Origin of the sequence: Flammeovirga yaeyamensis, assembly GCF_018736045.1 — a bacterium.
Lineage (GTDB): Bacteria > Bacteroidota > Bacteroidia > Cytophagales > Flammeovirgaceae > Flammeovirga > Flammeovirga yaeyamensis.
Window position 1 is genome coordinate 252,091 of the sequence record NZ_CP076133.1, and the last position, 15,465, is coordinate 267,555.

Annotated in this window: 9 protein-coding genes; 5 read left to right on the top strand and 4 right to left on the bottom strand. The window is 35.9% G+C overall.

Translation table 11 applies throughout. The features are described 5' to 3' along the window. Positions 1-197: 197 nt before the first annotated feature. The 3 genes from cobT to cobC are packed head-to-tail and all read left to right on the top strand — an operon-like array spanning position 198 to position 2,487. Entirely contained in the window at positions 198-1,205 is a 1,008-nt protein-coding gene (gene cobT, locus KMW28_RS21450; RefSeq protein WP_169662320.1) for a nicotinate-nucleotide--dimethylbenzimidazole phosphoribosyltransferase, read from the top strand. After that, complete coding sequence (locus KMW28_RS21455; protein ID WP_205958113.1) at positions 1,205-1,975, top strand: adenosylcobinamide-GDP ribazoletransferase; 771 nt, start codon at positions 1,205-1,207, stop codon at positions 1,973-1,975. Before cobT ends, KMW28_RS21455 begins: the two co-directional genes overlap by 1 nt. After that, positions 1,960-2,487: an alpha-ribazole phosphatase gene (gene cobC, locus KMW28_RS21460; protein WP_169662319.1), complete on the top strand. Its 528-nt coding sequence runs from the start codon at positions 1,960-1,962 to the stop codon at positions 2,485-2,487. The genes KMW28_RS21455 and cobC overlap by 16 nt, the downstream gene beginning before the upstream one ends. On the opposite strand, the gene KMW28_RS21465 is transcribed toward cobC, so the two are convergent. The 4 genes from KMW28_RS21465 to KMW28_RS21480 all read right to left on the bottom strand — a co-directional run bounded on the left by KMW28_RS21465 (position 2,477) and on the right by KMW28_RS21480 (position 11,537). Continuing rightward, entirely contained in the window at positions 2,477-2,923 is a 447-nt protein-coding gene (locus tag KMW28_RS21465) for a hypothetical protein (protein ID WP_169662318.1), read from the bottom strand. The genes cobC and KMW28_RS21465 overlap by 11 nt on opposite strands. 148 nt (positions 2,924-3,071) lie before the next feature. Next, positions 3,072-3,392, bottom strand: a complete 321-nt coding sequence (locus KMW28_RS21470; protein ID WP_169662317.1) for a hypothetical protein — start codon at positions 3,390-3,392, stop codon at positions 3,072-3,074. Between the two features lie 326 nt (positions 3,393-3,718). Then, on the bottom strand, positions 3,719-10,573 hold the full coding sequence (locus KMW28_RS21475; protein WP_169662316.1) for a S8 family serine peptidase: 6,855 nt from the start codon (positions 10,571-10,573) through the stop codon (positions 3,719-3,721). A 196-nt stretch (positions 10,574-10,769) separates the two neighbouring features. Continuing rightward, on the bottom strand, positions 10,770-11,537 hold the full coding sequence (locus KMW28_RS21480) for a TrmB family transcriptional regulator (protein ID WP_169662315.1): 768 nt from the start codon (positions 11,535-11,537) through the stop codon (positions 10,770-10,772). A 277-nt stretch (positions 11,538-11,814) separates the two neighbouring features. Between KMW28_RS21480 and KMW28_RS21485 the strand changes: the two genes are divergently transcribed. Further along, a complete protein-coding gene (locus KMW28_RS21485; RefSeq protein ID WP_169662314.1) occupies positions 11,815-13,356 on the top strand; it encodes an SDR family NAD(P)-dependent oxidoreductase in 1,542 nt (513 codons plus the stop codon). A gap of 487 nt (positions 13,357-13,843) precedes the next feature. Then, positions 13,844-15,397 (top strand): Kelch repeat-containing protein, encoded by a 1,554-nt coding sequence (locus tag KMW28_RS21490; RefSeq protein ID WP_169662313.1) that lies wholly within the window; start codon positions 13,844-13,846, stop codon positions 15,395-15,397. Positions 15,398-15,465 lie beyond the last annotated feature (68 nt).

Sequence of the window (15,465 nt, forward strand, 5' to 3'; positions counted from 1 at the left end):
CAATGCAAACATCATGATCACAATAATAACAAGAATAGAAAAACAAGGAAAATATCTCAAAAAGCATAGAATAATCTATTCTTGTCATCAAAAATCTTTTCGAAGAATTGATGCTTGATAATGTATATCCTCAAAATAAACCTTAATTTGCTTCTCCTTATTTATACATCATTTTTTATATCATAATCCGACTAAAAATGAACTTACTTCAAGAAATTCAACAAAAAATCGATCAAAAGACAAAACCAATTGGTGCCCTGGGTGAACTTGAGAATTTAGCCAAGCAAATCTGTATGGTACAAGAAACCACTTCCCCGAGTTTAAAGAACCCTACGATTATCGTCTTCGCTGGCGACCACGGATTAGCGAAGGAAGGTGTGAGTGCCTATCCGCAGGAAGTAACGTTTCAAATGGTGTATAATTTCTTAAATGGAGGAGCGGCAATTAACGTTTTCTCTAGACAACATGATCTCAACTTAAAGGTGGTCGATGCAGGAGTGAATTTTGATTTCGAACCTCACCCAGATCTTATCGATATGAAAATTGGTAAAGGAACGGAAAGTAGTTTGAGAGGAAATGCTTTAAACGCTGATCAAATATCCGATTGTTTTGATAAGGCAAAAGCTTTGTTGGAAAGAGACGACCTTAAGGATGTTGACATTGTTGGTTTTGGTGAGATGGGTATCGGTAATACTTCATCAGCTACATTAATTATGAGTGCACTGTATCAGCTTCGCTTAGACGAATGTATTGGTAAAGGGACAGGTGTAGATCCTGAGGGCTTCAAAAGGAAGTACGATGTGTTGGAAAAAGTATTGGAAAAACATCAGGGAGCAACTAGCCCTGAGCAAATATTAAGTGCTTTTGGTGGGTTTGAAATTGCCATGATTGCGACTACAATGCTAGAAGCAGCATCAAAAGGTAAGATGATTCTTGTGGATGGCTTTATTGTAACAGCTGCCTATGCTATTGCCAAAGCCATGAATCCTGAAATTCAGAAGAATGCTATTTTCAGTCATGTATCTGATGAAAAAGGGCATAGATTATTGCTTCAAAAATTAGAAGCACATCCTCTTTTACAATTAGGAATGCGTTTGGGCGAAGGAACGGGAGCAGCAATGGCTTTCCCTATTATCCAAAGTGCAGTCAACTTTATGAATGAAATGGCAAGTTTCGAATCGGCAAACGTAAGTGATAAGGAATAATGAGAGAGATATATTTATTCTTCACCGCACTTCAGTTTTTCACTAGGGTACCTATTCCAAAATGGGTACCTTATAAAGCCGAATACCTTCAGGATTCGAGGAAGTATTTTCCGTTTATCGGTATTCTATTAGGAGCGATTACTTGTTTGTTTTTCTATATAAGCAAACAGGTGTTTTCTGTAGAGATTGCTATTCTCATCTCTATGCTGTCTAGCATATTTATTACGGGTGCTTTTCATGAGGATGGTTTAGCCGATACCTTCGATGCCTTTGGCGGAGGCTATACGCCAGAAAAGATTCTGACGATTATGAAGGATAGCAGAATTGGTACTTATGGCACCGTAGCAGTCATACTTTCGCTTGCTCTAAAGTTCTTTTTCCTGAAATCCATTTACCTAGAAGGCGATTATCAATTCTATTGTTCCTTGATATTAGGTCACAGTTTAAGTCGATTTTTAGCTTCTACAATGGTAGACTTACTTCCTTATGTACAAGATTTGGATATCAGTAAATCCAAACCGATTGCCAATACAAAATTTGCGATTGGACAGTTTATTCCTGGTTTAATCTTCGGTTTATGGCCATTGGTCTTCTTTAGAGATCAGTTGGTATTTCTAATTCTCTTCCCCAGTATTGCTTTTGCTTTATATTTAGGTTGGTATTTCAGAAGAAAAATTGGTGGTTACACTGGCGATTGCTTGGGTGCAACTCAGCAAATGACGGAGATTGTGATTTATGCTAGCTTAATTGTCCTATGGAAGTTTATTTAGTTCGACATACCGCTGTCGATGTTGAAAAAGGTATTTGTTATGGTCAGACCGATGTAGCTTTAAAAGAAGAAAAGGAAGTTGCCTTTGAACGTATCAAAGCACAACTTCCTACTACTATCGATTTCTTGATCTCCTCTCCTCTATCAAGATGTACCCAACTTTCTACATTTCTAACGGATAATTTTACCACAGATCCCCGTTTAATGGAATGTAATTTTGGAGATTGGGAAATGATGGCATGGGATGATATTCCTCGTGATGCTATGGATACATGGGGGAACGATTTTGTCTATCAGGCTCCTCCCAACGGAGAATCCCTACATCAGGTATATCAAAGAGTATTTGATGTTCACAAAGAACTTATCAAGCTACCTCATGCTAATGTAGTCATTATCGCCCACGCTTCTGTGGTAAGAATTTTTCATCATATTTATCAAAATATACCACTAGAAAACATCTTTGATGTAAAGGTCGACTATGGACAAGTATTCAGTTTTGCTTCTACAAAGTAAGATTCTGAACGATACATTCTTGATCGGAAGCTGCCTTGAAAATATGTGTACCACCATTTTCTGCAGTCGCATTTTTATAATAATATTTTGTGGTAAATCGAATATCTGTTGAAGTATTCAACTCGTAACGAATAGAGTTTAAAGAATTCGCACAACCAATTGGTGCATCAGTAAATTCTTTTAAATCGGAGATCGTCCCGACCAACTCCTCTTGATCAATAAAGATTCTATATACTTCTATTTTATCTAGGATATCCCCATTTCCACCTACTCTATTACTTCCGGCATAAAAGATCACATTCGTATAACGGCAGATACTGTTATCTCCACCTGTTATTTCGGAGTTTAAAGCATTGGGGTCTTTGCATGATTCTTTTTTGTTACATGATGATAAAATGCCGAACAAAATTAGAGTGAAGAACAATAGATTTTTCATCAGTTTGATTTTTAAAGAGAATGAGTTTATAAATAAACACCTTGTTTATTCATTTTTATAAGGGAAAATCAGTGATAAATTCCCTACATATTTCCTTAAAAATCTTACTTTTCAACGACTAGACCTATGATATGTATTGCTTATCTTTCTATTGAGTATCAATTATTCGGATGGTTAAAAATGCAATAACAATGAGTAAAGTTGGTAATATGACTCCAGTAATTGCATAGTATTTTAATAATGAAATATAGATACCTTTCAAATAATAAAATTCTTGAAAACCAAATAGATTAACTGTAAAATAAGTGCAAGCAACTAGTATCCCTAAAGTACCAATAATAAACCCAATGATGAGTAATAACTGTACTATTTTAGCCAATACTAATACAAACTTATAATTTATCTCTGTTTTTTGTCTTACTCTATTATTTGTTAAATACCCTCTTTCTGATAAAGTTGTTGGTTTCATAAATACTGATCATTGATAATGTACTCGTTCGATACAAAAAAGCGTAAAAAGTAGTTGAAAACTCTATTCTACCAATTAAGAAATGATTAAAATTAAACAGTGTAGTTCATAAAATATTCATTAGGTTATTAAATAAATAGTTCATGAATTGGATTCAAATAAAAAAAGCACTTCCATGACAGAAGTACTTTTTACAATTCATCATTCCAACCTAATTATTTGATACTCAATTTGTCGGTCTTATTTCAATTGGCATGGCCTAATGGAAAATATTCCATTAAACCATGCATTAAAGATGAATATCAAATAGTTAGAGGAGAGTTATATTAGTCTTTTAAAACTTTTCCAGAAACTTGAGCATTTCCGTTATTTAGCTTGATCATGTAGAATCCTTTAGGCATATCAGAAAGATCTACCTCAACTACATTTCCTGCATCTCTAATCACTTTAGAGAACATTAATTGTCCGATCAAGTTATGAACTTCTACTACTGTAGCTTCTGTACTGAATGTTGCTGGAAGCTGTACGAATACTTTACCTTTTGTAGGGTTAGGATAAATGTTTCCAACTAGCTCATTCATATCAATAGAAAGTGGAGCACCTACAACAGATACTTTTAGATTACTTTCTACTGTTAATCCTGATTCGTTCTCAGCAACAATTATTAATTCTGTATCCCCTACACTAGAAGCTAGAACAGTAAGATCTGTGCTATTTACCCAAGCTGCAGCATACTGATCGCTATTCTTCACGTAGTAAACCATTTCTTCACCATCTAGTGTTTCGAAATATTCTTCAAGAGAAATGGTTGTCTCAGCTTGAGGATTTAACTGTAGTTCTTCAAAATCTTTTACAACAATTGGAGCGACTTTTACGTCTTTTACTTCCACAGCAAAATCAATTACTCTTTTGGCTCCTAAAGTATCTTCAATCTCGAATGATGGGAAGTACTCACCACTCATAGTGTAAGAAGGTACCATAGTTACATATAAAGTATCATTACTCATTTCGAAATCGAAATCATCTGCATTTTCTGATGATGCTAAGAATAATGAGTCTGCTTCTTTATCAAACATTGGTAGGCTCCAAGTGATGCTATCTCCTTCATTCACTTCCAAAGCTGTATTTCCAACGAACATTGGAGCAGCATTGTACTTAATAAATGTTGGTACTTTCACTGTCTCTACTAGTGGTTGATTATGACCAATGTATAAGTAACCTTCGTAAGATCCAGTCTCGAATCTGTTCATTGCTGTAGTGATTTCTACATCTGCAGAAGCACCACTTTCTAAGGCACCGTTTCTTGGTGAAATATCTACCCACTCTTGTCCGTAAGCATCCATTGCTCTTAGCTTAATTGCGTAAGTGTAATAGAAGAATGTGCTCGATGACATCACTTCCCAATTCTTACCACCATCTAGCGTAACAAAGTATTTACCGATAGTTGAAGGTACATTGTAGTCAACTGGAATACGGAATTCTACATCTTCTGGAGCCATTACTCGAATAACAAATGTTTCTCCATCTTCGAAGAAAATTGGTTCATCTAAAGTGATGTTTTCCATCTCTCCAGTTAAAGAACTAGGATAGTACATTTGAGTTGCGATAACTTCTTGAGAAGTCGGTGTATCTCCTTTTAAGATCTCAAAAGTCCATGCCGATTCCGACTGTTTCACAAAGTAATTACTGATATGAGTTAAAGTAAATCCTTGTGTATTATTTACTTCAAATTTAGCGGCATAGTGAACATCAAAATCTGTAGATCCTAAATAACTCATTGGCGATTCTGTTGGGAAATCGTATGAAATTGAATCTGTAAATGCATGCTTTTCAACATGTGTTGTACGCATATTGTTCGATGCTACAGAAGGAGCAAACTCATAAGTATTCAACATTTTGAATGATTCAACAGTATTGTGATCAATCAATGTTGCTTCTTCTGGGAATTGAGTTTCTGATGTTGCTTTTGTTCGCATTGATTTTTCTACACCCCAACCGTATTTCGCAATACCAAGAGTTAATGCATAATCCAATACTTGCTCATCACCGTTATTAGAAACTACAAATTCGTGAACCGTTTCTTGTCCTTCATTTACTAAAAGGTCCAATGTATCTACTCTCATTGAAGTACCTAAATCGTAATCAAGTACAGCAGGTAGTACAGCATTGCCTTTTAATGGAAGTTCCAATTGATCTCCATTATCAAAATCTAGAATTAAGACATCGCTTACTTCTTCGTTTGTTAGAGCTGCATAAGATACTTCTAAAGTTAAGGCATCGAATGCTCCTAGTAACGTATCAATATCAAAATGGAAGGATTCATCATTCATTAGAGAAGCAGTCACATTTACAGGTAAACTACCTTCGTTTTTCACTACAAATGTTTTTGTTTCTTCAAAAGCTGTATCTTCCAAATAAACCAATTGAGTGAATTCTAAATCGCTTTCTTCGATAGATAAATCAGCTTCACCAGTAATGGTTAAAGTAACATCCGTCGTGATTCTTGGGTTAGAAGCATCGTTATTGTGTACAATCACTTCACCGTTATGTTCACCTACAGGAGTGTTATTTCCTACATACTGTAAATTGACAACTTCAGAAGATTTTGCTGGAACAGTAATGATTTTAGGTGCTTTAATTCTTAAAGTTTTTCCTAAAAGTTCCTTTCTGAAATCTGCATTTGTTTCCATGTATTGGAAAGCATAATCTCCTTCGATATTCTTCATACCGATATTTTGGTAAACAAATACATTTGGTAACGTCTTGTAAGCCATATCGATATCGCCATTTTTATGCAATACAATTTGAATAGATGTTATTGTTTCATTACCAAGCGAACCTGCACCTGCAGCTACGTTTTTCTCAAACTGAATGATTAATCTATCCTCTTTTTCGTACATAAAAATACCACTACCTTCTAAACTTGAAGGAACCATTTTCATCCAGAATGCCGAGATAATTCCTAAGTCAAGACCATTATAAATGCTACCTGTAGCAATGTTATAAGCTGGATATGGAGTATAAGTAAAATCGTATGCCTCAGTTTCAGGGTTGAAGCTAATTAAGGCTGCAATCGACATTTGGAAACGATCGTAATACTGACCATAGAATGGGAATTCGAAATTTTCGAATTCGTAAGCATACACAAACTCAGGATAGAACATTTCGTAAGAAACGTCTTTACCTACTTCAGAAATATCTTCCCAAATAAGTTCGTCATACATTTTGTACTCATAGCCAAAGCCATTGTCCGTACCATCGTAATCAAAAAACTCATCACCTGCCTGTGTCATCCATTTCGGAGTACTTAAGCTATAATGTAAATCAAGATCTTCCGATTCGTTATTGATCGTGAATGATGTTGATTCTCCATCCTCTCCGTAAGCAATTGTATTCGATGTAATAAATTCTGTTGTATTTACATCCACTGTTGGAGATGGAAGTGCCGATGCAGATAAATTGATTTCGAATGTTTCATCATTCATCGTAAATGGCAATACTCCCATTAATTCACCAATTGCAGCAAATTCAGCTTTGATGTTAAGATTTACTTTCCCATTCGGGCTTACTGATGAAGGAATATATCCACTCACTGTAAAACCTGCAGGAAGTTCTCCTAAAGCAAATGTTCCTTTAACATTACCTTTATTAGAAATTGTAACTGTTTTTGATAAAGTAATACCTTCCTTATATATAACACTACCAAAATCTACATCCGCATCATACTCAGCGATTACATCACCATGTAGTTCTACTTCGAATTTTACAGCTGTTTTACCACCATCGTGAGTAGCATATAGAGTAACCGATTTCTTATCTGAATAAGCAATCTCACCTTCAGTATCAACTGATACTTGTAATGTTACTGATTCTCCAATATCAAGTGTTGCTCTCGATGGAGTAATGTCGCTTACAAAACTTGTGTAACCATCATTTTCAATAGCATCAAAAACAAATTCTGTTGCTTGATCACCGTTATTTGTTAGTGTGAATTCTGCTGTAGCCGTTTCTCCAATTGTAACTGCATCATCATCTATCCAGCTAACAGTTGGCTGATCAGATTCCACTTTTGGTCCAATTATATGATTTACTGATAAAGGAATTGTTTCTGCTAAACCTGTAATTGATAATTCTGATTGAACATCAATAACTTGATCAGAACCCTTCGCACTAACGGTTATTTCTACTTGGGCACCCGGTTTTAATTCAGCAATTTCCGAAGGAGAAACTTCGAAAAAGTCATCTTCTGTTACTGAAAGCTGAATATTTTCTAATTCTGCTTTACCTTCATTTTTAATTATGAATTTAGTGTTCTCCGATTGATTTTCGAATAACGTTCCGAATGCTAATTCTTCAACATCACAAGTAAGTTCAGCAGTATTACCTGTTACAGTTACATAAATATTTTTTGCTAAAGGATATTGCATTGGGTTCTCATGTTGCCCCAAAATTTGAAGCTTATATGTACCGTTTTTCCAATCTCCTTTCTTAAGAGTAACATCTGTTGAAGCTATTTCACCATTTTCGATATCAGCATATCTATCACTGAATGAGACTAAGTCATTTTTCTTTTGGATCTCATAAGCTCTAATCTTAAACAAAGAGCCATGTGCAGCAGCATAATCTGTATAATAACCATGTGTCCCTTTTCTTGCATATGATATTCCTCTATCACTATATGATGCTTCATCTGCCCCTAATGGATAGAAAATACCTTGAGGTGCACCAATTGCAATCCAAAAAGTCTCACCTGCCTTTACTGTCTTTGGCCAGAAAGAAGTACTTACCCAGCCACCTCTTTGTTGATCTGATACATATAAGCTACTTGTTGCAACAGGTTGACCAAATGGTTGGTCTTCTCCTCCAATATACATTGCCACTGTAAATGGAACACTCAAGTACATCTCGTTGGAAAGAACGGCACTTACCATTCCAATTTCCATATCTCTTTCTGCTACGAACTTATTAGCATATTCCATTGCTGCACCAGAGTGACCTACCATAAACGTAGGAACTTCTTGTTCATCGTGATAGACAGAATCTATTTTTTTTGAATCCGATAAAATTGTAATTACTTCTTCTAGATCTGGAGTAGTTCCTTCATCAGGAATTTCAGAAAAAGGAATTTTAGCATATTCTTCTGAAGTAGAGAACGGAAGATTAGTATCTACACTTGCTGCTGCTGTTCTACCTACTGGATTTGATTCTACTGTATTATGCTCAAAGTCATTAATAGTAAAGACAATTCTACTAGGTACGGAACCATTATTTACAATAGCTATATTAGTTTTTGGAAGTTCAGCTGATGTCACATCGTAAGTCAAATGTGGTTCTTCATCAGAAACCCAAGATAGTAATGGAGTAGCTTGAGTTGAAATTTCAAATACTTCAGATAAAGGCGATTTATTTCCAAAATTATCTACTGCTTTTATGGCTATAGAATAAGTGCTAACCGGAGAAAGATGATCGATTTCATAATTAGCAAATGAGTTGCCTGTAATCGCATGGTAAGAAATCTTTTCAGCTGCATTTTCAAAAGCTTCATTATCCTCAAAAGTACCTTGAGCTAATAAAATCTCATACTTTTTAATAGTTAAGCCAAAATCATCTTTTACAAAACTCCATCCTATTCTTGTAGATGTTGAATAAACATATTGGAAACCCCAATCTGAAACTACAGGAGGTAATGCTCCCTCATCCTTCACTAACGAAGCATAGGCATCTAAACGACCCTTACCAATTTTACCTACAAAAGTAGGGTTAAGGTGATCTATATTCTTCGAATGGTTAATCAAACGATCTTTTACTTGATCTGCTGTAATATTGTAAGCATTGTTAGAGGCAATCAATGCTGCTACACCTGCTACGTGAGGTGCCGCCATTGAAGTACCTGAAATCGCCTCGTATCTACCATCAGGAAAAGTAGAGTAAATGTTCGAACCTGGAGCTGCAATATCAATGGTCTCATTCCAATAAGATGAGATCGCTTTTTTATCGTTGTTATCAGTGTTAGCAACACTAACTACTTCTTCCATATTCGATGGATAAGATGTAGCAGGACGAGTATATACATTCGTAATTGCACCATAGTTACCTGCTGCAAAAATGACTACACCACCTTGTACAGGACCTGTGTAATTACCTTCTTTGTCTTTACCACCGTTTTCTACGAAGTAACGAATGGTTGCTTTTTGTAATTCCGATTCTCCGCCAGAACCCCAAGAGTTGTTGGTAATTACCGCACCCATATCGGCTGCATAGATAAATGCTTCTTCGAAACCTCCATAAGTAGGTGCTCCTAAATAATCAGAGAATACTTGAAGTGACATCATTCTAACACCATCTTCTGGCTTGGATCCACCAGCTACACCAGATACTCCGATACCGTTATTATTTTCTGCTGCAATTGTACCTGCTACGTGTGTACCGTGTTCGTGAGGAATGATTGTCGGCATATTATCCGCATAATTCCAACCATAGTAATCGTCTACATAACCGTTACCATCGTCGTCTATACCGTTACCGGGGATCTCTCCTGTATTGATCCATAATCTATTTTTTAGATCGGGGTGGTTCACATCGATACCACCGTCAATTACACCAACAACAACATCCGGCTTACCTGTTTCGATCTCCCAAGCTTTCAATAAATTAATATCTGCTCCTGGAGTACCGTAATCTTGACCGAAGTTATCATAGTGCCATTGGTTTCTGAAAAAAGGATCGTTTGGTGGGTTCAACGCTTCAGCCAAGATGTTATGTGTACTTCTTGGTTCAGCAAATTCCACCATATCCAATGCTGAATATGCTGCGACTAATTCTTGTACTTCGTTTAAAGAATCAGTCTCGATTTCGTACCACTGATGGAAACCATAGGCACGGTGTCTTGCTTCGAATTTACCCGCATCACGGAAAACTCTATTAATTCTTTTTGCCTGAAACTTATCATTTAACTGATCGAAGTTTCTGAAACCTGTTGAATTTAACGGAAGTTCATTTTCGGTGATCTTAGCGACTTGTTGTTCTAAGAATTGAACATCACTTGGTTTGATTTTAATACGAATTACCCCTTTGGTAAATTCTTGTTTGTCTTGCGCATAAAGTGAAGTTTGGAAAGTTAGAAAACACAAAAGTGCCGTCAAACTCCACCAGCGTGTAGTTCGCGTAAAAAGATGTTTCATTTTTAATAATCAAGATGAATTGGTTGCAAAAAAGTCAAATAAAACGTGTTATAATTTTGACAATAAGTCGCCATTATAAGCTAGTCCTTATATAATAGTAAGCATTATAGAGTCAAGTAGTTTAAGAGATTAGTCTTAGTTGAGATGAAGAAATGATGTCTGTAATACTAGCACACAATTAGCATTAGAGAATAGTTTAAATGTAGTCTGCCTTCTCCCAATATAGCTGAAACAAATCGTACATAGATGTTGCAAAATCCTTATCGTCTACTGTAAGTGCCATGTTTAATGATAATCCGTTACCTCCATGTAAAAGAATTAGAACATATTGAAAATCTACCATAAGCATTTTAAAAGGCAAGGATTCGATCATTTTCACATCTTCTCCTTTTGATTTAAAATAATTAGCCAATCGCTTAATATTGGTTTCATTTTCTCCTTTCGGAAGTTCATAAATCCCTTTAAATTCTACGCCATTATTAATGGATTCCTCCTCGGATGGATTTACATTTTCAAGCTCTTCGATGTTGACAGTATAAGGGGCTTTTGAAAAGCCTACACCTATTTTTTTCGCCATTCGGAATAAGCGGTAATACTCTTCCAGAATTTCTTTTGGATTGGTAATAGTTCGAAAGACTGAAGTAGTATTTGACTTAGTTTGTAAAAATTTTTCTTCTAGTTCGTTACTTAATTTTTGTAATGCTTTTTCTTTTTGAATGTATTCGTCTCTTACTCTATTGAACGCTGAATTCGGAGAGTTGAGCGCGTAAATTTTAGGACGATCTTTTACTAATCTACAAAAGCCTTTATCAGTAAGCGTATCCATAAATGCATACAACTTAGAAGTTGGTATTGATGTAAGCCTTGAAATATCGGTTACCGATAATTCTCCTTTCTCTAATAAGAGCTTATAGATCTTTAATTCTTGTTGAGAGAAACCTATGTTGATTAGTAATTCGTCCATAACTACTACCAAAAGTAGTACTAAGTAGAAAAGTATGCAAATTTTCTTTTGATTAATTTAACAATGCACACAATTTTTATCATTGCAAATTCAATCAACCAACACATAAAACACTGTTTTACTGCGCTTTAATAATAATTTATTGAATTGACACATCATTTTTGAAAATTATGAATGATTCATTTTTTTAAAAGACTACTTTTAAACATTAACTAAAATTTCCACTCATATTAAAAAATAAGGCAGTATCTTTCGGCTTCAATTTTAGTAGAACGATATGACAGAAGAGGACAAACAGCCGTTAAGTGAGCAACAGATTGATGAATGCATCAAAATATTGCAGACACTATCCGCTGATGCAGTACAACTGTATGACTTGAGTGAAGAAAAACGTGTTGCCCTAATTAAAGCGGCAGGTCAATTAAGTAGACCTAACCGTGAAGAGTTTGGTAAGCGTAAAAAAGATATAAAGAAAGCTGCCAAAAGAAAGGAGCAAGAGAGAAACAAACACGCTAGAAAATCTACTGGTATTCGTAGTGCTCGTGAAGCAAGTGTTTTTGTGGCTCCTCGAATTTTGGAGAACATGGAAATTCCAGATACTCCTGAATTAACTTCTCCTAGAAACTGCTACGTTTGTAAAACTGAGTACACAAAACTACATCATTTCTACGATCAAATGTGTCCAAAGTGTGGTGATTACAACTATGCAAAACGTTTCCAAAGTGCCGACCTTACAGGTCAGGTAGCAGTAGTGACGGGCTCTCGATTAAAAATCGGATACCATATCACTTTAATTCTTTTGAGAGCAGGTGCTACAGTAGTGGCTACGACTCGTTTCCCTGTGGATTCGGCAGAACGTTTCTCTAAGGAGCCTGATTTCAAAGAATGGGGTCATCGCTTAAAGATTCATGGATTGGATTTACGTCATATCCCATCAGTTGAAATCTTCTGTAACTTTATCGAGCAACAATACGATCGCTTGGATATTCTGATCAACAATGCCGCTCAAACGGTAAGGAGACCTGCTGGTTTCTACGAGCATTTGATGGCCGGAGAAGAGCAACCGTTCGAAGCATTATCAGCTTCAGCTCAAAGCGTATTGAAAGATCATATCTACTGTCTAACGGAACTTTCGGAATTATCACAAACAAGTGAAAGTGCTAAAAATGGTCGTCTTCCTGTAAAATGGAGTACTTCTGAAGCGGGTATCGGCTTAAGAGCATCGGCTCAACTTTCGCAAATTCCTTATAGCTTCGATAACAGTATCGCTACGAAAGAGGTATTCCCTGTAGGTAAACTAGATGCCGATTTACAACAAGTCGATCTAAGAAAAACCAACTCATGGAGACTTCGTTTAGGGGAGATCGAAACACCAGAAATGGTCGAAGTACAATTGGTCAACTCTATCGCTCCTTTCGTCTTGTGTAACCGTCTTTCTAAATTGATGGAAAAGGATTACACTGGTAAGAAACACATCATCAACGTGTCGGCGATGGAGGGTAAATTCCACCGTTTCCATAAAGAAGACCGTCACCCTCACACCAATATGGCGAAAGCGGCCTTGAACATGATGACGCACACATCTGCAGGTTCTTTGGCTAAAAAAGGTATTTTCATGAATGCTGTGGATACGGGTTGGGTAACTGATGAAGACCCGGTACACTTATCACAGAAAAAAGAAGAATTACACGATTTCCAACCTCCTTTGGATATCGTCGATGGTGCGGCAAGAGTGCTTGATCCGCTGATCGATGGTATTAATACAGGAAAACATTGGTCGGGTAAATTCTTGAAAGATTATATGCCGATTGATTGGTAATGCCGATTGATTGGTAATGCCGATTGATTGTTGGATGGTCCCCAATCTGAAACTTGTGTTTTGGGTTGGGGATTTTTTTATGTGCGTACCTTGAATTGATCTAATACCCAGGGTTGAAACCCTGGGCTAGTGATAATTATATCCGCAAAGACTAAAGTCTTTACGAATTTAGACGTGGAATCCATACGTTCATTTCGTTTTGCACCCAATTAGTGAAATGTTAGCTAATAAAAATTTTGGACAAGTAAAGGCTTATTTTGCTAATCAATTTTACACTTGATAATATCAAACAGAGATTATATTTCTCAAAATAAGGTAAACTTTATAATCGGAAATTCTGTCAAGAGCTATTTTTTTCGTAATTCTAAATTCACATCTTTTGGTTTTCTGTAAAAAAAAGTAACTTGCACGCTTTCCAAAAGCTTTCAATAAAAGGACTTTTTTAGCTGGTATTAAAAACTAATTATTAAAACAAATTTTCAATAAAATGAAAAAAATCAATTTTTTACTCCTCTTTGTATCATTTGCCTTCATTTATTTTGGCTGTTCAGAAAGCGAGGTAGATCCTCCTCAAACTGAAGACACAGAAACTGAAGATACAGAAATTGAGGACTTTATCACTGCTTTTTATGTAGTAAATGAATTCGTTGATGACACAACAAAGAATGAAATATTTACAGGTGCTGTTGACAATGACACAAAAAATATCGACTTAGAAATTAAATCATTAGATTCTATAGGATATAAAGTGGTTGTTGAATTAGCTGATAGTAGCGTATCTGTTATCAGTACATTGGATGAAACCACAGACTTTTCTCAACCTGAATTAGAGTTCAAAGTTGGGTATAATGGAGATGAATATCCTTATACGATAAGTACTAACTTTACGAGAATTCCTGTAGTGAGCCTTGTAAAAGATTTTTATTTGGTAAATGGTACCGATACCGTTTTTTCTGAAATAAATACTGAAGATGATATAGTTACTTTATATTTTAAGGAGTATGAAACCATTGGGTTAGAAGCTGAAATAGAATTATTGGAAGGGACTAAAGTTGTTACGGAATTAACATCCTCCACAGATTATGACTCTCTTCAAAACAGTGAAATAATTATAGAATATAATAACACTCAATATTCATTGAAATACAAAGTGGAAAAATTATTTTCTAAAAGAGCATATCACAGCAGTGTAGTGTTTGATAATGAAATTTATGTGATTGGAGGGACTGATGGAAATCGTTTAAATGATGTTTGGAAGTCCTCGGATGGTGGAAAGAGTTGGGTAGAGGTAACTTCATCAGCTCCATTTACTGAAAGGTATACTCACAGCAACGTGGTGTTAGGTAATGATATCTATGTTATTGGTGGGGCTAGTGAAGGACGTTTAAATGATGTTTGGAAGTCCTCGGATGGTGGAAAGAGTTGGGTAGAGGTGACGTCATCAGCTCCATTTACTAAAAGAGCTGACCAAAGCAGCTTAGTATTGAATAACGAAATTTATGTAATCGGTGGGTATGATGGAACACGTTTAAATGATGTTTGGAAGTCTTCAGATGACGGAAAGAGTTGGGTAGAGGTAACTTCATCAGCTCCATTTACTGAAAGGTCTAGTCACAACAGCGTGGTGTTAGGTGATGATATCTATGTGATCGGTGGGTATTATGAAAATTACAATCGTTTAAATGATGTTTGGAAGTCTTCAGATGGCGGAAAGAGTTGGGTAGAGGCAACGTCCTCGGCTCCATTTACTAAAAGATCTGGTCACAGCTGTGTAGTGTTAGGTGATGATATTTATGTAATTGGAGGGTCTGATGAAAATTACAATCGCTTAAATGATGTTTGGAAGTCCTCGGATGGTGGAAAGAGTTGGGTAGAGGTGACGTCATCAGCTACATTTACTAAAAGAACTGACCACAGCAGTTTAGTGTTGGATAACGAAATTTATGTTATTGGCGGGGATAATGGTTATGGTAAATTAAATGATGTTTGGAAGTCCTCGGATGGTGGAAAGAATTGGGTAGAAGTATCAAATTTTAAATAAGAAAGTTACTAGATTATCAATTACTTACGTGATTTATACTATTAGATATATAAAGAAAGGATTAGGTT

Bases quoted from the DNA above. Each gene is read 5' to 3' on its own strand.
- cobT (WP_169662320.1), top strand. From the start codon at position 198: ATGAACTTACTTCAAGAAATTCAACAAAAAATCGATCAAAAGACAAAA.
- KMW28_RS21455 (WP_205958113.1), top strand. From the start codon at position 1,205: ATGAGAGAGATATATTTATTCTTCACCGCACTTCAGTTTTTCACTAGG.
- cobC (WP_169662319.1), top strand. From the start codon at position 1,960: ATGGAAGTTTATTTAGTTCGACATACCGCTGTCGATGTTGAAAAAGGT.
- KMW28_RS21465 (WP_169662318.1), bottom strand. From the start codon at position 2,923: ATGAAAAATCTATTGTTCTTCACTCTAATTTTGTTCGGCATTTTATCA.
- KMW28_RS21470 (WP_169662317.1), bottom strand. From the start codon at position 3,392: ATGAAACCAACAACTTTATCAGAAAGAGGGTATTTAACAAATAATAGA.
- KMW28_RS21475 (WP_169662316.1), bottom strand. From the start codon at position 10,573: ATGAAACATCTTTTTACGCGAACTACACGCTGGTGGAGTTTGACGGCA.
- KMW28_RS21480 (WP_169662315.1), bottom strand. From the start codon at position 11,537: ATGGACGAATTACTAATCAACATAGGTTTCTCTCAACAAGAATTAAAG.
- KMW28_RS21485 (WP_169662314.1), top strand. From the start codon at position 11,815: ATGACAGAAGAGGACAAACAGCCGTTAAGTGAGCAACAGATTGATGAA.
- KMW28_RS21490 (WP_169662313.1), top strand. From the start codon at position 13,844: ATGAAAAAAATCAATTTTTTACTCCTCTTTGTATCATTTGCCTTCATT.